The organism is Nonomuraea angiospora, assembly GCF_014873145.1.
Classification (GTDB): Bacteria; Actinomycetota; Actinomycetes; order Streptosporangiales; family Streptosporangiaceae; genus Nonomuraea; species Nonomuraea angiospora.
On sequence record NZ_JADBEK010000001.1, the window covers coordinates 12,880,483 to 12,902,680 of the forward strand.

16 protein-coding genes are annotated in these 22,198 nt (G+C 71.0%); 9 read left to right on the plus strand and 7 right to left on the minus strand.

Annotated features, from left to right (window positions below; all coding sequences use genetic code 11):
* Positions 1-265 precede the first annotated feature (265 nt).
* The 7 genes from H4W80_RS59010 to H4W80_RS59040 all read left to right on the plus strand — a co-directional run bounded on the left by H4W80_RS59010 (position 266) and on the right by H4W80_RS59040 (position 9,657).
* Positions 266-2,596 carry a beta-xylosidase/alpha-l-arabinosidase gene (locus H4W80_RS59010; protein WP_192793005.1) on the plus strand — a complete coding sequence of 777 codons (2,331 nt, stop codon included), beginning with the start codon at positions 266-268 and terminating at the stop codon, positions 2,594-2,596.
* The gene (locus H4W80_RS59015) at positions 2,593-3,576 is read left to right on the plus strand and encodes an ABC transporter permease (RefSeq protein ID WP_192793006.1); all 984 of its coding nucleotides are present in this window, start codon (positions 2,593-2,595) and stop codon (positions 3,574-3,576) included. Before H4W80_RS59010 ends, H4W80_RS59015 begins: the two co-directional genes overlap by 4 nt.
* Positions 3,573-4,448 carry a carbohydrate ABC transporter permease gene (locus tag H4W80_RS59020; RefSeq protein ID WP_318787580.1) on the plus strand — a complete coding sequence of 292 codons (876 nt, stop codon included), beginning with the start codon at positions 3,573-3,575 and terminating at the stop codon, positions 4,446-4,448. The genes H4W80_RS59015 and H4W80_RS59020 overlap by 4 nt, the downstream gene beginning before the upstream one ends.
* A 27-nt stretch (positions 4,449-4,475) precedes the next feature.
* Complete coding sequence (locus H4W80_RS59025; RefSeq protein WP_192793008.1) at positions 4,476-6,113, plus strand: ABC transporter substrate-binding protein; 1,638 nt, start codon at positions 4,476-4,478, stop codon at positions 6,111-6,113.
* Entirely contained in the window at positions 6,113-7,624 is a 1,512-nt protein-coding gene (locus H4W80_RS59030; RefSeq protein ID WP_225964293.1) for a GH39 family glycosyl hydrolase, read from the plus strand. Before H4W80_RS59025 ends, H4W80_RS59030 begins: the two co-directional genes overlap by 1 nt.
* Entirely contained in the window at positions 7,621-8,307 is a 687-nt protein-coding gene (locus H4W80_RS59035; protein ID WP_192793009.1) for a YesL family protein, read from the plus strand. Before H4W80_RS59030 ends, H4W80_RS59035 begins: the two co-directional genes overlap by 4 nt.
* A gap of 165 nt (positions 8,308-8,472) precedes the next feature.
* A complete protein-coding gene (locus H4W80_RS59040; RefSeq protein ID WP_192793010.1) occupies positions 8,473-9,657 on the plus strand; it encodes a sialidase family protein in 1,185 nt (394 codons plus the stop codon).
* Positions 9,658-9,737: 80 nt separating this feature from the next.
* Here H4W80_RS59040 and H4W80_RS59045 read toward each other — a convergent pair whose 3' ends face one another.
* From H4W80_RS59045 to H4W80_RS59060, 4 genes are all read right to left on the minus strand, one after another.
* Positions 9,738-11,681: an alpha-glucuronidase gene (locus tag H4W80_RS59045; RefSeq protein ID WP_318787581.1), complete on the minus strand. Its 1,944-nt coding sequence runs from the start codon at positions 11,679-11,681 to the stop codon at positions 9,738-9,740.
* Between the two features lie 78 nt (positions 11,682-11,759).
* On the minus strand, positions 11,760-12,485 hold the full coding sequence (locus H4W80_RS59050) for a DUF6882 domain-containing protein (protein WP_192793011.1): 726 nt from the start codon (positions 12,483-12,485) through the stop codon (positions 11,760-11,762).
* A gap of 162 nt (positions 12,486-12,647) precedes the next feature.
* On the minus strand, positions 12,648-14,888 hold the full coding sequence (locus tag H4W80_RS59055; RefSeq protein WP_192793012.1) for an alpha/beta fold hydrolase: 2,241 nt from the start codon (positions 14,886-14,888) through the stop codon (positions 12,648-12,650).
* Entirely contained in the window at positions 14,885-15,802 is a 918-nt protein-coding gene (locus H4W80_RS59060) for an ATP-binding cassette domain-containing protein (protein WP_192793013.1), read from the minus strand. The genes H4W80_RS59055 and H4W80_RS59060 overlap by 4 nt, the downstream gene beginning before the upstream one ends.
* A gap of 131 nt (positions 15,803-15,933) precedes the next feature.
* Here H4W80_RS59060 and H4W80_RS59065 point away from each other — a divergent pair, with 131 nt between their 5' ends.
* Positions 15,934-17,127, plus strand: a complete 1,194-nt coding sequence (locus H4W80_RS59065; protein ID WP_318787582.1) for a sensor histidine kinase — start codon at positions 15,934-15,936, stop codon at positions 17,125-17,127.
* Positions 17,112-17,780, plus strand: a complete 669-nt coding sequence (locus tag H4W80_RS59070) for a response regulator transcription factor (RefSeq protein ID WP_192793015.1) — start codon at positions 17,112-17,114, stop codon at positions 17,778-17,780. The genes H4W80_RS59065 and H4W80_RS59070 overlap by 16 nt, the downstream gene beginning before the upstream one ends.
* 48 nt (positions 17,781-17,828) lie before the next feature.
* On the opposite strand, the gene H4W80_RS59075 is transcribed toward H4W80_RS59070, so the two are convergent.
* Genes H4W80_RS59075 through H4W80_RS59085 form a run of 3 tightly spaced genes read right to left on the minus strand, consistent with a single transcriptional unit; the run spans position 17,829 to position 22,190 of the window.
* Entirely contained in the window at positions 17,829-20,492 is a 2,664-nt protein-coding gene (locus tag H4W80_RS59075) for a sugar-binding protein (RefSeq protein WP_225964294.1), read from the minus strand.
* 16 nt (positions 20,493-20,508) lie between these two features.
* Positions 20,509-21,309 (minus strand): carbohydrate ABC transporter permease, encoded by an 801-nt coding sequence (locus tag H4W80_RS59080; protein ID WP_192793016.1) that lies wholly within the window; start codon positions 21,307-21,309, stop codon positions 20,509-20,511.
* Positions 21,306-22,190, minus strand: a complete 885-nt coding sequence (locus H4W80_RS59085) for a carbohydrate ABC transporter permease (protein WP_192793017.1) — start codon at positions 22,188-22,190, stop codon at positions 21,306-21,308. The genes H4W80_RS59080 and H4W80_RS59085 overlap by 4 nt, the downstream gene beginning before the upstream one ends.
* Between the last annotated feature and the right edge of the window lie 8 nt (positions 22,191-22,198).

The following is a 22,198-nucleotide window of genomic DNA, read 5'->3' on the forward strand; positions in this document are numbered from 1 at the left end:
ACGGCACGTTGGTCATCCGGGCGGCCCGCACTCTGACGGAGTCCCTGACCTGAGCGTGGCCGGACGGCAACTTGTCATCTGAGCACCCGGAAACTTTCTGGAAATGCCAGCGTCGAACGCAGGCCCGACCCTGCGGTGATCAGCGCAAATATAACAGTTTGCACCCTCTTGACACGCCGAAAGCCGGACCCATAAGTTGCCGCAATATTAACGGGAATTCCTCGAAAGTTTCGGCAGCAAGCCGGCCAAGAGCCGAAAGGGTGGCATGAGGGGCCAGGTACCAATCGACAAGTGGCGGGACAAGCGGCTGACCGCCGCCGAGCGGGCCGAAGTGCTCATCCCGCTCATGACGCTGGAGGAGAAGATCGCCCAGCTCGTCGGCGTCTGGGTCGGCGCCGACGCGTCAGGGGGAGGCGTCGCCCCGCACCAGGCCGACATGGCGGGGGTGGAGTGGAGCGACGTCATCGCCCACGGGCTGGGCCAGCTGACCCGCCCGTTCGGCACGGCGCCGGTCGATCCCGTCGCCGGCGCGCGCTCGCTGGCCGCCTCGCAGGCCCAGATCGTGGCCGCCAGCAGGTTCGGGATCCCGGCCCAGGTCCACGAGGAGTGCCTGACCGGCTTCGCCGCCTGGCGGGCGACGGTGTACCCGACGCCGCTGAGCTGGGGCGCCTCCTTCGACCCCGAGCTGATCGAGGAGGTGGCCGGGCGGATCGGCCGGTCCATGCGGGCCGCCGGCGTCCACCAGGGCCTGGCCCCGGTCCTCGACGTCACCCGCGACTACCGCTGGGGCCGCACCGAGGAGACGATCGGCGAGGACCCCTACCTGGTCGGGACGGTCGGCGCGGCCTACGTGCGCGGGATCGAGGGGGCGGGCCTCGTCGCCACCCTGAAGCACTTCGCCGGCTACTCCGCCTCCCGGGGCGGCCGCAACCTCGCCCCCGCCCACATGGGAGGCAGGGAACTGGCGGACGTGATCCTGCCGCCGTTCGAGATGGCCCTGCGCCTGGGCGGCGCCCGGTCGGTGATGAACTCCTACGCCGAGATCGACGGCGTCCCCGTCGCGGCCGACGAGGACCTGCTGACCCGGCTGCTGCGCGAGGAGTGGGGGTTCGCGGGCACGGTGGTCGCCGACTACTTCTCCATCCGGTTCCTGCACAAGCTGCACGGCGTCGCCGCGGAGGCCGCGGACGCGGCCGGGCTCGCGCTGCGGGCCGGGATCGACGTCGAGCTGCCCACGGTGGACACCTTCGGCGCCCCGCTGATCGAGGCCGTGAAGGCGGGACAGGTCGACGAGGCGCTCATCGACCGCGCGCTGGCCCGGGTGCTGGCGCAGAAGGCCGAGCTGGGGCTGCTCGACGAGGACTGGCGGCCGCTGCCCGGCGACGCCGCCGACGTGCGGCTCGACGACGAGGAGAGCCAGGAGCTCGCCCTGCGCCTGGCGCGCGAGTCCATCGTGCTGGTGCGCAACGACGGCGGCGTCCTGCCGCTCGCCCCGGGCCGTCGGGTGGCGCTCGTGGGCCCGGTGGCCGACGACCCGATGGCGATGCTCGGCTGCTACGCCTTCCCCGCGCACGTGGGCCCGCACCCGGAGCACGGGCTCGGCATCGACATTCCGTCGCTGCGGGAGGCGCTCGGCACGCTGATCCCCGATCTGACGTATGTTCCGGGCTGCGGCATCACCGGCGACGACACCTCCGGCATCGCGGCGGCCGTCGCCGCGGCCGAGGAGAGCGACGTGTGCGTGCTCGCCGTCGGCGACCGGGCGGGGCTGTTCGGGCGCGGCACCTCGGGCGAGGGCTGCGACGCCGCCGACCTGCGCCTGCCGGGCGTGCAGTCCGAGCTGGTCCGGGCGGTGCTCGCGACCGGCACCCCGGTGGTCCTGGTGCTGCTGGCCGGGCGGCCGTACGCGCTGGGCCCGGAGTTCGACGCGGCCGCGGCCGTCGTCTACGGCTTCTTCCCCGGCCAGCGGGGCGGCCAGGCGCTGGCGGAGGTGCTCACCGGCGCCGTCAACCCGACCGGCCGCCTGCCGGTCAGCGTGCCGCGCGACGCCGGCGGCCTGCCCGCCACCTACCTGTCGCCGTGGCTCGGGCGCCGTACGCAGGTGTCGTCGGTGGACCCGACGCCCGCCTACTCGTTCGGGCACGGGCTGAGCTACACCACGTTCGAGTGGGAGCCCCTCGACACGGGCGCGGCCGAGTGGCCGGTGGACGGCGAGGTCACCGTCGGGGTGAGCGTCCGCAACACCGGATCGCGGGCCGGCGCCGAGGTCGTCCAGCTCTACCTGCACGACCCGGTCGCGCAGACCACCAGGCCGGTGGTGCGGCTGGTCGGCTACGCCCGCGTCCCGCTGGAGGCCGGGCAGGCCGCCCGCGTGGAGTTCACCGTCCCGGCCGACGCCGCGTCGTTCACCGGCGTGCGCGGCCGGCGCATCGTCGAGCCCGGCGACGTCGAGCTGCGCTTCGCGCGCTCCAGCGCGGACGCCATGACCGAATCGGTGGCGGCCGTGCCGCTGCGCCTGACCGGCGCCGAGCGCGAGCTGGGGCACGACCGGAACCTGCTGGTCACGGCTCGGATCACACGGGAAGGAGCGGGATGAGCACAACGTCGTTGGACAATCCGCCGCGAGACGTGGGGGCGGCGGCGCCGGCGCCCGGCCGGCGCAGACGGGCCAAACCCGGCACCTGGCGGCACGCGATCCGCCGCGACTGGCAGCTGTACTCGCTGGCGATCCTGCCGCTGCTGTTCTTCGCGATCTTCCGGTACCTCCCGATGCTCGGCAACGTGATCGCCTTCCGCAAGTTCGAGCCCGGCGGCAGCATCTTCGGCGAAAGCTGGGTGGGCCTGCGGTACGTGAAGATGTTCCTGAACGACCCGTCGTTCTGGACGGTCTTCACCAACACGCTCGTCCTCGGCGCGCTGACCCTGCTGTTCTGCTTCCCGCTGCCGATCGTGCTGGCGCTGCTGCTCAACGAGGTGCGCAACCGGCGCGTGAAGCGGTTCCTGCAGTCGGTGTCCTACCTGCCGCACTTCCTGTCGATGGTCATCGTGGCCGGCATCGTCATGCAGATGCTGGCCATCGACGGGCCGGTGAACCAGATCGTCAAGGTGTTCGGCGGGGAGCCCACCGCGTTCCTGCAGAAACCGGAGTGGTTCCGTACGATCTTCGTCTCGTCGGAGGTCTGGCAGACCGTCGGCTGGGGCACCATCCTCTACCTGGCCGCGCTGACCACCATCGACGAGCAGCTCTACGAGGCGGCCCGGATGGACGGCGCCGGCCGGTGGCGGCAGATCTGGCACGTCACGCTGCCGGGCATCCGGCCGACGGCGATCACGCTGCTGATCCTCAACATCGGCACGTTCATGGCCGTGGGCTTCGAGAAGGTCCTGCTGCTGTACAACCCGCTGACCTATCCCACCGCGGACGTGATCTCCACGTACCTGTACCGGATGGGTGTGGAGTCCAGCAACCTGAGCTACGCCGCCGCGATCGGCCTGTTCGAGGCCCTGGTCGGCGTGGTGCTGATCCTCTCGGCGAACCTGATCTCCCGCCGCACAGTAGGGACGAGCCTGTGGTGACCTTCGAGAAGACCCGTGGCTACCGCGCCTTCCAGGTGGTCAACGCCGTCATCCTGACCGGCGTCGTGGTCGTCACGCTCTATCCCTTCCTCAACATCCTCGCCCGCTCCTTCAGCGAGGAGCGCTACATCGTCGGCGGGCAGGTCAACCTCATCCCGCGCGGGTTCAACATCACGACCTACAAGCTCGTGGTGTCGGACTCGATGTTCTGGACGAACTACGGCAACACGATTGTCTACACCGTCGTGGCCACGGCGATCGCCATGCTGCTGACGACGTGCTACGCGTACGTGCTGTCCAAGAAGCACCTCAAGGGCCGCACGTTCCTGATCTGGGTCGCCGTCTTCACCATGATCTTCTCCGGCGGCCTGATCCCCAACTACGTGCTGGTCAACGGCCTCGGGCTGACCAACTCCATCTGGGCCATCGTCCTGCCCAACGCCATCAGCGTCTTCAACCTCCTGGTCATGAAGGCGTTCTTCGAGGGCCTGCCGCAGGAGCTGGAGGAGGCCGCCGCGATCGACGGCCTGAACACCTACGGCGTGCTGTGGCGGGTGGTGCTGCCGCTGTCGAAGGCGGTCATCGCCACGATGGTGCTGTTCTACGCGGTCTCGTTCTGGAACTCGTGGTTCACCGCGTTCCTCTACCTGAACAAGACCGACATGTTCCCGGTGACCATCTACCTGCGCAACCTCATCGCGGGCGCCACCGGGGCCGAGTCGGCGGGCGCGTCGCTCAGCGAGGCGTCGGCGGCGGCGGCCAACATCCAGTCGGTGACGATCATGCTCACCGTCCTCCCCATCCTGGCGGTCTACCCCTTCGTGCAGAGGTACTTCGTCTCGGGCGTCATGCTCGGCGCGGTCAAGGGTTAACCACTGTCCATCCGAAAGGATCCCCCCATGCAGCACATCTCCCGCCGTCAGGCACTCCTCGGGCTGGGTGCGCTCACTCTTGCCGTCGCCGGCTGCGGCGAGGACGAGGCTCCGAAGAAGGCCGCCGACGTGTCCGCGAACAAGGCGGCCGCGATGGCCAACTACGGCGTCAACCAGCAGTTCAAGGCCACCGAGCCGATCTCGTTCGACGTGCTCTACAACAACCACCCGTTCTACCCGGACAAGAGCGACTGGCTGTTCTGGCAGGAGCTGACCAAGCGGACCAACGTGACGCTCAAGCCGGTGGAGGTGCCGCTCAGCGACTACGACAAGAAGCGCGGCCTGCTGGTGGGCTCCGGGCAGGCCCCGCTGATCATCCCGAAGACCTACCACCCGGCCGAGGAGGCGTTCGTCTCCTCCGGCGCCATCCTGCCGGTCAGCGACTACTTCGACCTGATGCCCAACTTCAAGGACAAGGTCGCCAAGTGGAAGATGGAGCCGGAGCTGGACACGCTGCGCCAGGCCGACGGCCGCATCTACCTGCTCCCCGGCCTCCACGAGGAGGTCTGGGCCGACTACTCCCTCGCGGTGCGGACCGACATCCTGGAGAAGCACAAGCTGGCGGTCCCGAAGACCTGGGACGAGCTGTACGAGGTGCTCAAGGCGCTGAAGAAGGAGTACCCGGACCTCTACCCGATGACCGACCGGTTCGGCGTCCCCACGCCCGGCGGCAACCTGTTCAAGCTCGTCGCCCAGGCCTACGGCGCCAAGGGCGGCTGGGAGTACCAGCACGCGACCTTCGACGCCACGGCCGGCAAGTTCGTCTACACCGGCGCGATGCCGCAGTACAAGCAGATGCTGGAGTACCTGGCCAAGCTGGTGAAGGAGAAGCTGCTCGACCCGGAGAGCTTCACCCAGCAGGACGAGCAGGCCAAGCAGAAGTTCAACTCCGGCAAGTCGTTCGTGATCAGCGCGAACGCGCAGTCGATCGTCAACGACTACCGCCCGACGCTGAGCAAGCTCGTCCCCGGCGCGAAGGTCGCCAAGATCCCGGTGCTCATGGGCCCGGTCGGCGACTACAAGATCGGCACCCGGCTCGAGAACGGCGTCATGATCTCCAAGAAGGCGCTGGAGAACAAGAACTTCGTCGCCATGATGCAGTTCATCGACTGGCTCTGGTACTCCGACCAGGGCGAGGAGTTCGCCAAGTGGGGCGTCGAGGGCACCACGTACACCAAGGACGCCTCGGGCAACTACAAGATCGCCAAGGACATCGACTTCGTCGGCCTCAACCCCGGCGCGCCCAAGCACCTGCAGAAGGACTTCGGCTTCTCCAACGGCGTGTTCGCCTACGGCGGCACCACCAAGCTGCTGAACTCCACCTTCTCCGAGGAGGAGGTGGCCTTCCAGGACGTGATGAACGCCAGGAAGCCCTGGCCGGTCGAGCCGCCGCACCCGTTCAACGACGAGGAGCGCGAGCAGGCCACGCTGTGGGAGACGCCGCTGAAGGACTACGTCACCCAGCAGACGCTCAAGTTCGTCCTCGGCGAGCGTGACCTGAGCGAGTGGGACGCCTACGTCAAGGAGCTGGAGGCCAAGAACACGACCTCTTACATGAACCTCGTCAACACCGCCTACGAGCGCTTCAAGAAGGACCACGGCTGATGCGCGTGCCCTCGGAGGCCTCAGGGCGGCTGTCCGACGCCTGGCGGTTCTGTGTCGGCACCGGCCGCTTCGAGCTGGCGCTGCGCCGCGACTACCAGGACTCGCTGGCGCTGATCCAGCGGGAGATCGGCTTCCGGCACATCCGGGGGCACGGGCTGCTCAGCGATGGGGCAGGCGTCCACCAGCCGTACGAGTACGCGGGCGCGCGGCACGTGCGCCACTCGTTCACGTACGTGGACCAGGTGATCGACGCCTACCTCGAGCTCGGCATCCGCCCTTTCGTGGAGCTGGGGTTCATGCCCTCCGGGCTGGCCTCCGGCGACCAGACCGTGTTCTGGTGGCAGGGCAACGTCACGCCGCCCAGCTCCTGGCGGGAGTGGGCGGAGCTGGTGCGGGCCACGGTGGCGCACCTCGTCGACCGGTACGGGCTCGACGAGGTGCGCACCTGGCCGATCGAGGTGTGGAACGAGCCCAACCTCAAGGACTTCTGGCAGGACGCCGACCAGGACGCCTACCACCGCCTCTATGAGGTGAGCGCGCACGCGGTCAAGGAGGTGGACGCCTCGCTCCAGGTCGGCGGCCCGGCCATCTCGCCCGGCTCCGACGAGTTCCTCGCGCGCTTCGCCGACTTCGTGGCCGGGCGCTCGCTGCCCATCGACTTCGTCAGCCGGCACGCGTACACCTCGGGCCCGGCCCAGCACGTGCCGTTCGGCGTGCACCAGACGCTGGCGCCGGCGTCGAAGCTGCTGGAGCAGTTCGCCACGCCGCGGCGGCAGCTCGCGGGCGGGCCGCTGGAGGGGCTGCCCGTGCACATCACGGAGTTCAACTCCTCCTACCGGCCCGACAACCCCGTCCACGACACGGCCTTCCACGCCGCCTACCTCGCGCCGGTGCTGGCGGCCGGGGGAGAGCTGGTCGACTCCTTCTCCTACTGGACCTTCAGCGACATGTTCGAGGAGCAGGGGATCCCGACCTCGATCTTCCACGGCGGCTTCGGCCTGCTGACCCACCGGCAGATCAAGAAGCCCACCTACCACCTGTACGCGTTCATGGCCCGGATGGGCGAGCAGATCCTGGCGCGCGGGGAGGACCACCTGGTCACCCGGGACGGCGACGGCCGGGTCACCGTGCTGGCCTGGGCGCCTGCGGACGTGACCGGCGCGCCTGCGGTGGACGGGCACACCGTACGGCTGTCGATCCCCATCGGCGAGGCCGCCTCGGCGTTCGAGCTGCGCTCGTCGGTGAGCGAGGAGAAGGGCAACGCGTGGGCGGCGTGGCGCGAGCTGGGCCGCCCGAGCTCGCCGCGGCCCAGGGAGCTCGACGTGCTGCGGGAGGCGGCCGAGCCCGCGCGTTCCCACCGCGGCCTGCCCGTCGAGGACGGGCGGGTGGACCTGGATCTCCGGCTCGACCGCCACGAGGTTACGCTGGTCGAGCTCACACCGGTGGTGGACCGGACGCCGCCGTGGTGGGACGACAGGCGGCTGCTCGGCCTGGGAGAGGAGAGCCGATGAGCGAGGTGTCGGCGCGGCGGCGGTTCGGCGAGGGCCCGCTCTCGCGCGCGGCCACGCTGATCTACAGCCTGCTGGTGGTCGAGGGGCTGTTCCTGGTCGCGACCGCGCCCGGCCTGATCGCGCTGACCCTGCTCGGCGGCGACGCCGCCAACGTGCCGCTGGTGGCGGCCTGCGCGCTGCCGCTCGGCCCCGCGCTGTCCGCCGCCCTCTACGCGCTGCGCCACCGCGGCCGGGACCTGACCGACCTGCATCCGGCGGCGGCGTTCTGGCGCGGCTACAAGGCCAACGTGGGCGGCGTGCTGAAGATCTGGGTCCCGTGGCTCGTCGCGCTGGCCGTCGTCGGGACGAACCTGGCGAACTTCGCCGTCGCCGGCGTCCCGGGGTGGTGGGCGGTGCTGCTCGTGCTCGTCGCGCTGGCGGCGCTGCTGTGGGCCGCCAACGCCCTGGTGATCACGTCGCTGTTCGCGTTCCGGGCGGTGGACGTGGCGCGGCTGGCGTCGTACTTCCTCGTGCGCCACCCGAAGGCGGCCCTCGCCAACGCGTCCCTGCTGGTCGTGGCGGGCGGCCTGACGATGGTCGCCACCGAGCTGGCGCCCGCCCTGCTGGCCTCGGCGTTCGCCGCGGCGCTGCTGTGGAACAGCCGCCCGATGATCGCCGAGGTCCGGGAGCGCTTCACCGCCTAGCCAGTTGCTGTCTCTTCTGTCCCAGATTTCCAAAGATCAACAGATGGTTGTACTTTTCGGACGGTGAGACCTTTACGTGTCCGATCGCTCGCAGCCGTCGCACTGGTCGCCGCGAGCCTCCTCGTAGCGGCTCCGGCCGATGCGGCGTCCACACCCTCCGCAGAAGTGCTCTTCGACGGAGGCAACGAGGCCTACGTCAGCGGCGCCTACCGGGTCGACTACCACTCCTTCCGCGCGCCGGCCGTGATCCGTACCAAGGGAAACACGGTCATCGCCTTCGCCGAAGGCCGGGTCGGCGACAACGACGACTACGGCAACATCGACCTCATCTACAAGACCTCCAGGGACTCCGGAAAACCCGGCACCTGGTCCGGGATCAAGGCGGTGGCCACCGGGTGGCCGGACGCCGTCGGCAACCCCACCGCGGTCTTCGACGGGCAGACCGTCTACCTGTTCTTCAACCGGATGGCGGCCGGCTGGAAGAGCGTCGGCGACTTCGACAGCTGGGACGACCGCGAGGTGTGGCTGGCCTCGTCGGCCACCGACGCCAACGGCCTGCCCACGGGCGGCTGGACCCTCACCGAGAAGACCGACACGCTCAAACCGCACAAGGACCCGAGCGATCCGTTGAACAGGAAATGGTTCAACGACTCGATCGGCCCCGGCGCCGGCATCAAGATGACCGACGGAACCCTGGTCATCCCGGCCAAGTGGCGCAACATCTACAAGCGGCCAGGGGATACTGACTGGCGCTACCAGGAGCTGACGAACACCGGCGTCACCAAGACCGACGAGGCCACGATCCTGCAGCGGTTCAGCGGCGACCTCTATCGCAACGATCGTGCCAGGTTCGCCAACGCCGGCGATCCGCCGCTGCTCAAGCGGCTGGTCGCCACCGGCACCCTCGACGGCGGCTTCTCCGGCTACGCCGATCACCTCGAGCCGGACGGCCGGGTCCTGCCCGATCCCGACTGCCAGGCCTCGACGCTGCGCTTCGCCGGGTCGCCGAACCGGATCCTGTTCCTCGGCCCCCACCCGGGCGGCGACTCCCGAAGCCGGACCCCCATGCGCGTCTGGATGAGCTATGACGACGGCGTCGGCTGGCCGTACACCCGCCTGCTCGGAGACTTTCCCGCGCCCCAGCCGAAGGGACGGGACGGCAGGCCGAACGTGAACGGGGTCGAAGGGGGCTACTCCAGCATGCTGCAGACCGCCGACAATCAGGTCGGCGCGGCCATCGAGTGGGGCGAGCAGAACAGCTCGGGCAGCGACAAGAACATGAGCATCATCTTCCGCCGTTTCCACCCCGCCTGGATCGCCAACGGCCGCCCGGAACCGCCGCCGGGATAGCCGCCCCCCGGGCGCTCCGCCATCTCAAACACCTCGCAACGCCCCAGCAACCCACGACACGCTGACCTGACAGAGCACTGCTAGGGGATGTGCCGTCCGTGCGCGTCGGGCACGCCCGACTTGCGGAAGAAATAGGCGTTGATCTGGTCGCGCCACTCCTCGGCGCAGCGGACCTGCTCGTCGAGCCGCTCCTTGACCCGGGCGTACAGGTCCGGGTCCACCGCGCCGGTATCGGCGAGCTTCTCCCAGTGCAGCCGCGTCTCGGCCGCCTCCTCCGCGCCCGCGAAGTGCGTGTCGTAGATGTGCTGGATGACCGTCGAGCCGCTGTGCAGCACGTGCCCGTACGGGACGTGGTGGAAGAACAGCAGCAGCTCGTCGGGGCAGCGCTCGAGCGACTCGTAGACGTCCGACCACGGCTGCGGGTACTGGCCGGTGAAGCCGGTGCCGGTGGCGCGCGTGCGGTCCACGCCCACGCCGTCGCGGTCGGCGAAGTGGTACGTGCCCCACGGCGTGTACTCGTAGCCGTCCACGTCCGGGCCGTAGTGATGGCCGGGGCGCACCATGAAGCCGACGCCGAGCGGCGCGGTGTAGCGCTCGTACGTGCGCCACGACCCGTCCATCATGGCGTGCAGGGTGCGCCGCAGCGACTCGCCGGGCCGGGCGAAGGTGAGGTCGATCCACTCGTCGAGGACTGCGGCCGGGTCGAGGGCCGGGTCCCAGGCGAGGCGGCCGAACGCGTACAGGTTGGCCTGCGCGAGCGGGTGGCCGGTCCAGTAGCGGTCGTCGCCTGCGTTGGAGACCGCGACCAGGTCGCCCGCCTCGGCGACGTTCTCGAACGCGAGGATCTCGCTCCACATGGGGGCCAGGTAGCAGACGTGCCGCTGCTGGCCGGTGTACTCCTGCGTCACCTGCAGCTCAACCGCCAGGCGGGTCCCCCGCATCTCCAGGATCACCGGGGAGACCGGCTCGCGCGTCTGGAAGTCCATGGGGCCGTGCTTGACCTGGAGGATCGCGTTGTCCAGGAACTGGCCGTCGAGCGGGGCGAAGTGGTCGTAGGCGGCGCGGGCGCGGTCGGTGGAGCGGTCGCGCCAGTCCTGGCGGTGGTTGTAGACGAAGGCCCGCCAGTGGACGACCCCGCCGAAGGGGGCCAGGGCCTCGGCGAGCATGTTCGCGCCGTCGGCGTGGGTGCGCCCATACGCGAACGGGCCCGGCTGGCCCTCCGAGTCAGCTTTCACGACATATCCGCCGAAGTCAGGAATAGTTGCGTAGACCTGCTCCGTGGTCTCCGCCCACCACCTGCGTACGTCCGCGTCGAGCGGGTCCGCGGTGGACAGGCCGCCCAGCGCGATGGGGGAGGCGAAGTTGACGGACAGGTGCACCCGGATCCCGTACGGGCGGAACTCGGCGGCGATGGCGGCCACCTCGCCGAGCCGGTCGGTCAGCAGGTGGGCCTCGGTGGCGTGCACGTTCACGTTGTTGATCGCGACCGCGTTGACGCCGGAGGCGGCCAGCAGCCGCGCGTAGGCCCGCACCCTGGTCAGGTCCGGGCGCAGGGCGCCGTCCGCCCAGAAGATCGACCCGCCCGCGTAGCCGCGCTCGACCTGGCCCATCACCGGGTGCACGTCGATGTTGTCCCAGTGGTCGAGCATGCGCCGCCGCATCGCGGGCCGGTGGTGCTCGACCGGCCGCTCGCCCTCGAACGCCGCCTCGCCCAGCCGTACGACGTGGAAGAACCCGTAGAGCAGCCCGGCGGGATCGCCGCCGGCCACGGTCGTGACGCCGTCCCGCCGCGAGATCGCGTACCCGTCCTCGCCCTCGGCGTCGGACAGGGTCAGCACGAGGTCGGACGGCCCTCCGTCGGTGACGCCGCCGCCGTGGCGGGCGGCGGCCTGCGCGACCTCCTCCCGCACGGTCTCGGCGAGCGGCCCGTCCGCCCGCACGACGGTACGGCGCGAGCCGATCGCCCTGAACGCCTCGGGCGGCAGCCACGCCGGATGGACGTCGGTCAGTTCGGGAATGCTCACGGGGCTCCTTCGATACGGCACCGAGGGATGAATTTACCGAAACGACCCCCGCCGCGAGCGGTCAGGGGGCCGCATCCGTCAGGCGCCGCGCGGTGCCGACAAGGTGCCGGAGAGCTTGGCCACGCGGCCGAGCGGGTCGAACTCGACGAGCGCCTCGAAGCCGGGTCCCGCGAGGGTGAGCTGATCGGCGTCCTGGCCGGGAGCGACGCCGAGGCCGCGGCGCACGGCGTAGCTGTGCACGGCGCGCCGGTGGTCCGTCAGCAGCGGCAGGGTGAGCGCCTGCTGCAGGACGCGCATGAGGCGAGCGGGCTCCGGCGGCGGCAGCCGGAAGTCGGGATGCTCGATGAGGAACGCGGCCCGGGTGCCGCCGCCCGCGTCGCCGTTGTAGGCGCTCCAGCGGCCCGTCACGGCCTTGGCGGCCTCGGTGAGGATCGCCGCGGCGAAGTGCGGCTCGGCGGGGGAGCCGGGCAGCGCGCCGAACGGGACCTCGGCGGAGGCGAGCTCCGCGATGTCGTACTGCTGCCCGAAGTCCCGCAGCGTCGCGGAGAGCGCCGTCAGCGCCTCCGGGAAGCCGGACGGATTCGCCCAGGCCCACAGCCACGAGTCCGGTCCCGGGGCGGCGGTGCCGAGCAGGTGGAAGCCGGTGCAGCTGATCGTGCGGCTCCCGGTGAACTCGAAGCGCTGCTCCCTTAGGTTGACGCTCCAGTCGTGCTCGCCGAGCACCTCCTCGAGGTGGAGCTGGTGCTCGAGCGAGAGGATCGCGGCGTCGTCAAGGAGGTTGGCGAGGGTGAGTGGTTCCGGCATCCGGGCAGATTAGCGGTTTTCCGGCGAGCCGGTGCCGAAGGCCGACGCGGCCAGGGGATCGTGTAGTTCGATCGTGCTGCAACTGCCATAGGTCGCGAAAGGCCCGCACGTTCGACCTGGCCACGCTCGCGTGGCTGCTCCAGCGTCAGGACCGGCCGGCCGTCAGGTGGTGGCCTTGGGGCAGGAGGTGCCCCGCGCGGGGAGGCGCAGGTTGATCAGGTAGCGGTTGACGTGGGAGATGATGCAGGAGTTGCCGGAGTTGTAGAGGGCGTGGCCGAACCCCTGGTACTGGACCGTGGCCGAGCCGGGCACCCGCCGTGCGATGTCCGCGGACCCGTCGAAGTCCGCCCAGGCGCCGACGCCCAGGTAGGGCGGCAGTCCCTTGACAGGCAGCGGCGCGGGCGGATTGGTGGCGGGGGTCGGCCAGCCGACACAGCCGAGCTGGTGCCAGATCTCGGTTCCGGCGACATTCGGCAGCAGGCGCTCGCCCTCGCGGCGCTTCTTGCGGTATTCCGCGTAGTCGCGGAATCCCTTACCGTCGAGGCAGTGGGTCATGTTCATCCCGACACCCGCGGGGAGCTTCGGGCTTTTCATGCTCTGCCGGACGTAGTCGGCGAACCCTGAGGCGTCACCGCCGTCGGCACGCTTGATCGCCTCGGCGAGTTGCGTCCATCGGGGGAACTCGGGCTCCGCGCCCGGAGAGATGATGCTGGCACTGGCGGCTTCCTTGATGTCGAACCCGCTGTAGGCGGCCTGCGGTGATTCGCCCCTGACCGGCACCGGGACACGGTCGGCCCGCGCTATCAGCGCCTGCCAGACCTCGCCGACGTCCTGGCCGTGCAGCGCGCAGGTGGTGGTCGCCGCGCACCAGGCGGCGAAGCGGGTGAAGGCCTCCTCTTGGTGGAGCCAGCTCTTCGCGCGGTCGATGTACGGGCTGTCCGCGCCGTCGAACACCATCGCGCGCACCCGGCTGGGGAACAGCCGGGAATATTCGATGCCGGGTCTGCCGCCGTAGGAGTTGGCGATGAAGCTCAGTCTCTCCTCGCCCAGCGCGACGCGGATCGCCTCCATGTCCCGCGCCACGGAGGCCGAATCCATGTGGTCGAAGGCCTCGGGGTCGGCGGCGCGGCAGCGTTCGGCGGCCGCCCGGTTGCGCCGGCCCAGTTCGGCGTACTCGGCGCGGGTGCCGGGCCAGGTGAGCCATGGGCCGGTCATGAGACAGTCGGTCGACAGCATGCCCTTGTCGATGGTGTTGCGGGGCTCGACACTGACCACGTCGAAACGATTGCGCAACTCGGCGAAGCTGCCCGCGCTCTCGCTCAGCGCTTTGACGCCCGAGTAGCCTGGTCCGCCGGGGATCGCGAACACGGTTCCCATCCGGCGCTGGGCACCGGTGGCCGGCAGCAGGCCGACGGTCAGGTCGATCTTCCGGCCAGACGGCCTGGCCCAGTTCACGGGCACCTTGATCGAGGCGCAGCGCATCTCCTTGAACAGGGTCTTGTCCGCGCAGTCCGCCCAGGCCGGCGTCGATGCGGGGGCCGGCGAACCGGCCGCGGCGGCGGGCACCGCCGACACCAGGACAGCCGCAGCCGCCCCGACCGCCAGCACCTTGATCCGGCGCCCGGCCAACGCGATCACGGTCGCGCCCGCCGTCAGCGCGGCGATGACGTACCCGATCAGCAGTCCTGCCGCGGCGGCAGGCGGCAGAGTCCCGCCGCCGACCCCGGCGATCTGCGACGGCAGGTTCTCGATCATGAACGAGCCGGCCTGCGCGCGCAGCGGCATGGGCAGCGTCTTGGCCACCACCGGCAACACCACGATGATCACGGCCATCACGACCAGGGCGCCGGGGGTGGAGCGGACTGCGGCTCCGACACCGAGCCCGATCAGCGCGATCGCGGCCATCGACAGCCCGGCGGCGACCACCGAGGCGAGCACGCCCGGCTCCGACAGCGACGTGCCCAGCGTCTGACCCTCACGCAGCAACTGGTCGGCCCGGTCGCCGAGCACCGCCATGGACGCCGCGTGCATGACGAACGCCAGAACCTGACCCGCCACCAGCGCGACTGCGGCCAGAGGCGGCACCTTGGCCAGCAGCAGCACCTGCCGGCGCGGCACCGCCACCAGACTCGCCTGGATCATCGTGGTGCCATACTCGGAAGTGATCGCCAGGGCGCCCAGCACGGCGAACACGAAGTAGGCGACCGCGATCCCGTTGCCGACGCCGTCCCCGTTGCCGGGGAAGGCCATCCGCTCCTCCATCGTCTGGTCGTCGAAGCCGCGGCCGATCAGGAACGCGATCCCGGCGCAGGCCACGATGGCCGACACCGAGCAGGCCAGCAGGTAGACGTTCGAACGCAGCGAGCGGAGCTTCATCCACTCGGAAGCGATCACGTCGATCATCGCACAGCCTCCTTCGGCGTGGTCCGGTACTCGGTGCTGTCCGCGGTGAGCCGCATGAATGCCTCCTCCAGAGACGCGCCGCGCGGAGACAACTCCGCCAGCGCGATCCCCGCGGCCAGCGCGAGCACGCCGATCTCGGCCGCGTCCCGATCACGCACGGACAGGGCGCCGTCGTCCTCGACCGCCACCGTCGCCCCGTGCGCGCGCAGGATGTCGGTCAGCCGCTCCGGATGGGGCGTGCGGACCAGCACGTCGCCCTGAAAGTGCCCGGCCAGGGCGGTCATGGCGGTGTCGGCGATCAGTCGGCCCTGCCCGATGACGACGACGTGGTCGGCGCTGAGCGCCATCTCGTTCATCAGGTGGCTGGACAGCAGCACGGTACGGCCCTCGGCCGCCAGTGACCGCAGCAGGTCGCGCAGCCAGCGGATGCCCTCGGGGTCCAGCCCGTTCAGCGGCTCGTCGAGCATCAGCACCCCTGGATCGCCGAGGAGCGCCGCGCCGATCCCCAGACGCTGCCGCATGCCGAGCGAGAAGCCGCCGATCCGCTTGCCGGCCACGTCCGTCAGGCCGACCTGGTCGAGCACGGCGGCCACGCGGGCGCGCCCGATGCCGTTGCTGCGGGCCAGGCAGGCGAGGTGCGCGAACGCGCTGCGGCCCCCGTGCACCGCCCCGGCGTCGAGCAGCGCCCCCATCGACCGCATGGGCCGGGGTATCGACGTGTACGGGCGGCCGTTCACCAGCGCCTTGCCCGCGGTGGGCACTTCCAAGCCGAGGACGGCGCGCATGGTGGTGGACTTGCCCGCGCCGTTCGGGCCAAGAAAGCCGGTCACCAGCCCCGGTTTCACGGTGAACGACAGGTCGTCCACAGCGACCTTGTCCCCGTATCTCATGGTCAGTTCGTTCACTTCGATCACGGTCGTCAGCCTCGTCGCCCGGGCGGCCGAGCTCGATGGGGGTGCGCCCACCGCGCCGGACGTATTTCCCCACCTTTGTCGGTAGGCCTAGGCCTACCGTCTGGACGCTGTCGGTCCGGCAGACTGCTGTCGTGATCGTGATTCGCCGAGCGTTCGCCGTGGTCGGCGGGCTGCTGCTGAACGCCGCCACGGGTGTGGCCGCGCTCGTGCTGACGGCCCTGCTGCTGGTGGGCGTCGTGCTGGTCCCGCTGGCCGGGATCGGCCTGCCGCTGCTGGGCCGCGTGCTCGCGCTCGTCCGGTCCCTGGCCCGGCTCCAGCGGTCCTGGGCGATCGGGGTGCTCGACCCGGACAGCCCGTGGCGGGCCGGCAGCCCGGATACGCGAGCCGGTGGTCTGGACGCGCGGTCCCGGCTGCTTCCCGCGTTGCGCGATTCCGGCACCCGGCGGGAGCTGGCCTGGCTGGCCGTGCACGCCTGCACCTGGCCGGCCCCCACGCTCGTCATCTGGGCGCTGCTGGCGGCCTTCGACTACATCTTCTTCCGGGTGCGGGTGGTCAACGTGGCCATGCTGACCGTGCTCTCCTTCAGCATCTCCCTCATCGCCATCGCGGCGCTCACCTTGATGGCCCTGCCCCTGCTCAGGACCGGACAGGCGCGGCTGTCCGCGATGTTGCTCCTGCCGGACGCGACCCCGGCCGCGCGGATCAGGCAGCTCACCGAGTCGCGGGCCGAGGTGGTCGACGCGCAGGCGGCGGAGCTGCGCCGGATCGAACGCGACCTGCACGACGGGGCGCAGGCCAAGCTGGTCGCGATCCGGATGAACCTGGGTCTGGCCCGCAGCGCCCGCGATCCGGCCCAGGTCAAGCTGATGGTCGACGAGGCCAGGCAGGTCGCCGCCGAGGCCCTGACCGACCTGCGCGACCTGGTCCGCGGCATCCATCCTCCGGTGCTGACCGACCGCGGCCTGGCCGGCGCGCTCGAGGCCGCCGCGCTGCTGTGCCCGCTGCCGGTCGAGGTCGAGATCGACCTGCCGGGCCGCCTGGAGGCACCGGTCGAGTCCGCGGTCTACTTCGCCGTCGCCGAGGCGCTGACCAACGTGACCAAGCACAGCGGCGCCTCCCGTGGGTGGCTGCGCGTCGCCCACGCGGGCGGCATCCTCCGCGTGACGGTACGCGACGACGGCCGCGGTGGGGCCGACCGAGCCGCCGGCACCGGCCTCCGCGGCATCGACAAGCGCCTGTCGGCCTTCGACGGCCTCCTCATCCTGCGCAGCCCTTCCGGCGGCCCGACCGAACTCACCATGGAGCTCCCGTGCGCATTGTCATAGCCGAAGACCTCGCCCTCCTTCGCGACGGCCTGATCCGCCTGCTGTCGGCGAACGGCTTCGAGGTCGTCGCGGCGGTCGACAACGGCCCGATGCTGCTGGACGCGCTCACCCGCGAACGCCCGGACGCGGCCGTGGTCGACGTACGACTGCCGCCCGGCTACACCGACGAGGGGCTGCGCGCCGCGCTGGAGGCTCGCCGCCTGGTGCCGGGCCTGCCGGCGCTGATCCTGTCCCAGTACGTGGAGCAGCTGTACGCCCGCGAGCTGCTCTCCAGCCGGTCCGGCGGGGTCGGTTATCTGCTCAAGGACCGGGTCGGCGACATCGACAGGTTCGTGGACGCGGTGCGCCAGGTGGCTTCCGGCGGCACCGTGATGGACCCCGAAGTGATCGCCCAACTGCTCACCCGCCGCAGCCGTGACGAGCCGCTGGGGGAGCTGACGGTGAGGGAGCGGGAGGTGCTGGCGCTGATGGCGGAGGGCCTGTCCAACCTCGCGATCGCGGCCCGCTTCCAGGTCACGGACAAGGCGGTCGCCAAGCACACGAACAACATCTTCGCCAAGCTCGGCCTGCCGCCGTCCGACGACCACAACCGGCGGGTGATGGCGGTGCTCACCTACCTGCAGTCCACCCCGCACCGCCGCCCCGAACCCTGACGCCGCCGATCGGGTGGCCGCCCGCCCCTGGGGCGGGCGGCCGACCTTTCAGCGGACTCTCACCTGCGAGGCCGCCGTGCCGCCGCCGGGCGCCTCCCAGCCCGCCACCACCGCCGGGTGGGCGGCCAGGGCGCGGGTCAGGGGCACCGTGACGGTCGTGACGCCCTTGCGGGAGACCGTGACGACGCGGCTGCCCGCCGTCCCCTGGTCGTCGCGGACGAACAGGTGCGCCTTACCGGGCGCGTTAGCCCGCAGCGTCACCTTCACCTCCTGCTGGCCGGTGGTGGCGGAGACGGCCTGGCCGCTCTCCGCCTCCTTGGCCGCCGGGCCGCCCGCGAGCGGGACGTGCACCCGGACCGCCTGCTCCAGCGACTGCGGCGAGTCCAGGCTGGACAGGGCCGTGTCGGGGATCACCGGGTCGGGGACCGGCCGGTCCGCGGGCGGCCGGTAGCCGGTCAGGGCCGCGACGCCCCACCGGTACGGGTCGCCCTGCACGCCGCCCCACGTCGACCAGCCGATCCGGGTCTGGCCGGTCTTGTCCTGGGTGTCGGAGTCGTACACGAGGATGTTCAGCCCGAGATGGGCGGGGTCCACGGAGCCGGGCAGGAGCTCCAGGGGGATCGACATCTCCACGGTGTATCCGCCCGGGGCGACCTTCGAGGCCACCCGCATGCCGGGAGCGGTCTGCTCGCCCGGGCCCTGGCGGTTGTCGGCGTCGCGCAGGAAGCACGGCGGGCCTTCGGCGGTCACCGGCAGCACGGCCGCCTTGAAGGTTGTGGAGGTGTTCTCGGACGTGCCACGCGGGTCGAGCGTGACCTCCACCGCGTCGGTACGCCAGTGCCGCTTGCAGTCGGCGGCGGCCAGCCGGGTGCCGAGCACGTCGTCCTGCACCTGGACCAGCAGGTAGAGGGTGTCGTCGTGCCACGCGAGCCGGGCCGTGCCGGAGCAGTCGGCCGGGGAGGAGCAGGCCGTGCCCTCCCACAGCCGCGAGATGTCGAGCGCGGGTCCCGGATACTCGCCGTCGCCCGCCACGCCGTCCACGGTGGGTGACGCCTGCGGCACGGAGGCCGCCGGGACCAGTTCGAGCGCCGGCTTGCTCGCGACCGCGCCGTCCACGCTGATGGTGTAGGCGTAGTCGCCGCCCTGGTTGGACGTCTTCAACGAGGGGTCGGAGTTCGTGACGGTGAACGGCACCGTCGTCGAGGCCCCGGCGGCCAGGTCGCTGTAGGGCGCCTCCGCGCGGTCCGCGGTGAACCCGGCGGGCAGGTCCACGCGCACGGTCCCCGACCTGGCCGCGTCGCTGACGTTGGTCACGACGACGCCGACCTGCCGGGAGCCGCCGGAGGGCAGGGTGAGCACGGGGGTGACGATGCCGCGCAGCTGCGGCACGCCGACCTCGGAGGTCCACTTCTCGTACTGGGCGACCTGGGGGAGGAGCTGCTGCCCGGCCCGTACGGGCGGGCTGATCTCGACCTGCCGGTCGGTGTAGCCGCGGCCCCGCTCGGTGGTCAGCGTGGCCGACACGCGCGCCCGCCCGGTGCCCGTGGTGGGGATGACGGTGAAGGTCGCCGTGCCGGTGCGCCCGGCGGAGAGCCCGCCCAGCTCGCCCGAGCCGCTGACCTGCCAGCCCGCGGGCACGCCGAGCTTCACCGACGAGCGGCCCAGCGGTTCGCGGGACGGCGCGGTCGCGCTGACCTTGACGGTGAACGGCGTGCCGGGCCGGACGTCGAACGTGCTGGCGCGCAGCCCGAACAGGGTGCCCAGCGGGACCGCCCCGCTCGCCCTGGTCAGCGCGCCGTCGAGGATGGCCGTCGGCGCGGCCGCCGCCGCGCTGCCGGGCTCGGGGAACGGCACCCGCGAATCCACCTGCGTGAAGAAGTCGCAGCCGAGCTGGTTCGGGTCCGACGGCATGTCGGGGAAGACGGCCCAGCCCTGGGAGGCGTACGTGCGCTGGGCGTCGCGCTCGATCGCGGCCCACGTCTTGCCCTGGGCCTGGGAGGGGCGTCCGCTCCACACGCCGTACACGTTCTGCGCGGGGTTGTTCGGGCGGAAGGTCGAGGCGCAGGACGGGCCGTTCTGGGAGGTGCCGCGCCCGCCGCCGAGCAGCAGCCGGGCCGGCGCGAACGGGCGCAGGCCCTCGCGGGTGATCTGCTCGGGGAACACCTTGGGGTCGGCCGCCGCGTAGAACGCCTGCACGGCCAGCCGCGCCGCCTGCTGGTGGTTGCCGTGGTTGCCGGGGGAGGGCGCCGGGTCCATGGTCAGGATGACCTCGGGCCTGGTCTGGCGGACCACCCGCACGACCTTCTCCAGGGTGTCCGCGCCCCAGATCTGGTCGGTCAGCGGGGCGCTCACGGTGTAGTAGAAGTCGACGTCGTCGAGGTTGAACACCTCGCGCACGCCCGCCTTGCCGACCGCCGCCCGCTCCTCGGACTCGCGCAGCAGCCCGAGCGCCGGGCCCTCCTCGGGTCCGACGGCGTTGCCGCCGCCCTCGCCGCGGGTGACGGTGACGACGCCGGTGCGGACGCGGTGGTCCTCGTTCCACTGGCCGAGCGTGGACAGGCTGAACGCCTCGTCGTCGGGATGGGCCCCGACGAACAGCGCGTCCAGGTCCACGGGAGCCGCAGAGGAGGCTGTGGAGGCTACGGAGGGAACGGCGGGTGAGAGGGCGAGCGCGACCATGGTGGCCAGCACCAGGGACAGGCGTTTACGCATGGAACCTCCGGAACAGTTACTCGCGGACCGCCCCTTGGAGCAGGCCGCGGACGAAGTGACGCTGGAGGAACAAGTAGAAGATCACGACCGGGGTCGCGACGATGACGGAGCCGGCGGCCAGCAGGGTGAAGCCGGAGGTGTACTGGCCCTGGAAGAAGGCCAGCCCCAGCGGCGCGGTCCGCAGCGACTCGCTGGTGACCATGATCAGCGGGATGAGGAACTCGTTCCACGTCCACATGAAGACCAGCACGGTCAGCGTGACGACCGCGGGCCGGGCCGGCGGCACCAGCACCTGCCACAGGATGCGCCACGTCGAGGCGCCGTCGATGCGGGCGGCCTCCACGATGGCCCGGTTGGAGGCCCGGAAGTAGGCCCGCATCCAGAACGTGCCGAACGCCACCGACAGCGCCACCTGCGGCAGCGCCACCGACCAGAACGTGTCGATCAGGCCGAGCGAGCGCAGGTCGAAGTAGAGCGGCACCGCGATGGCCTCGCTCGGCATCATGATCCCGAGCATGAACAGGTAGAACAACACCGACTGGCCGCGAAAGCGCATGGTGCCGAACGCGTACCCGCTCAGGATCGACAGCACCACGCTCACGACCACGACGAACGACGACACCGCCAGGCTGGTGCGCAGGTACGTGTCGAACCGCCCGATCTCCCACGCCGCCGCGAAGTTCCCCAGCCCGGACGTCCCCCCGCTGTCGGCGGGGCCGAGCGCGGCGCCCAGGATCGTCACGATGGGGAAGAGCGTGAAGGCGGCGAACACCGACAAAATCACGTAGTTGGCCACCCGCTCGCCCCGCGAGATCACGACACCCTCCTGTCGGCGAACCGGTTGATCCCGAACGAGATCACGAAGATGACCACGGTGAGCGTGACGCCGATGGCCGCGGCCGAGCCGATCTGGCTGAGCCCGAAGGCCCGGTGGTAGACCTCGTACGACGGCACCGACGTCGAGTCGCCGGGCCCGCCGCGCGTCGTGACGTACACCAGGTCGAACGTGCGCAGCGCGGCGATCACGGTCAGCGTCAGCGCGACGGCGATCTCCCCGCGCACCGACGGCAGCGTGACCGCGAAGAACTCCCTGACCGCGCCCGCCCCGTCCAGCCGCGCCGCCTCGTACAGCTCGCCCGGGATGCGGCTCATCCCGGCCAGCAGCAGCACGGTCACCAGCCCGCTCTCGAACCACGTGCCCACCACCCCGACCGCCGGCAGCGCGAACGTGTAGTCGCCCAGCCAGCCCCGCGTCAGCGAGTCGAGCCCGAGCGCGCCGAGCAGCGTGTTGAGCGTGCCGTCGGGCGCGTAGACCCGCCGCCAGGCCACGGCCACCACGACCATGGCCACCACCTGCGGCAGGAACACGACCGTGCGGAAGAAGCCGAGGCCGCGCACCTTGGCGTGGTTGAGGATCGCGGCCAGCCCCAGCCCGATGGCCAGCGGCGCGGCCGCGTAGAACACGACCAGCACCAGCGCGTGGCCGAAGGCCGCCCGCAGCCCCTCGTCGGCGACGATCGCGAGGTAGTTGTCCAGGCCGACCCAGCGGCCGAGCGACAGGCCGTCCCAGTCGTACAGCGAAAGCTGCACCGCGCGCCCGATCGGGTAGAGCAGGAACACGGCATAGACGGCGAAGGCCGGCAGCAGGTAGAGGTAGGCGACGCGGCGAGGCTCTCCCGGAGGCCGGCCCCCGGACATCGGTGAGC

What these genes read in the sequence shown, in the direction of transcription:
- H4W80_RS59030 (WP_225964293.1), top strand. Translation starts at nt 6,113, where the DNA reads ATGCGCGTGCCCTCGGAGGCCTCAGGGCGGCTGTCCGACGCCTGGCGG.
- H4W80_RS59050 (WP_192793011.1), bottom strand. Translation starts at nt 12,485, where the DNA reads ATGCCGGAACCACTCACCCTCGCCAACCTCCTTGACGACGCCGCGATC.
- H4W80_RS59085 (WP_192793017.1), bottom strand. Translation starts at nt 22,190, where the DNA reads ATGTCCGGGGGCCGGCCTCCGGGAGAGCCTCGCCGCGTCGCCTACCTC.
- H4W80_RS59010 (WP_192793005.1), top strand. Translation starts at nt 266, where the DNA reads ATGAGGGGCCAGGTACCAATCGACAAGTGGCGGGACAAGCGGCTGACC.
- H4W80_RS59035 (WP_192793009.1), top strand. Translation starts at nt 7,621, where the DNA reads ATGAGCGAGGTGTCGGCGCGGCGGCGGTTCGGCGAGGGCCCGCTCTCG.
- H4W80_RS59055 (WP_192793012.1), bottom strand. Translation starts at nt 14,888, where the DNA reads ATGATCGACGTGATCGCTTCCGAGTGGATGAAGCTCCGCTCGCTGCGT.
- H4W80_RS59015 (WP_192793006.1), top strand. Translation starts at nt 2,593, where the DNA reads ATGAGCACAACGTCGTTGGACAATCCGCCGCGAGACGTGGGGGCGGCG.
- H4W80_RS59075 (WP_225964294.1), bottom strand. Translation starts at nt 20,492, where the DNA reads ATGCGTAAACGCCTGTCCCTGGTGCTGGCCACCATGGTCGCGCTCGCC.
- H4W80_RS59025 (WP_192793008.1), top strand. Translation starts at nt 4,476, where the DNA reads ATGCAGCACATCTCCCGCCGTCAGGCACTCCTCGGGCTGGGTGCGCTC.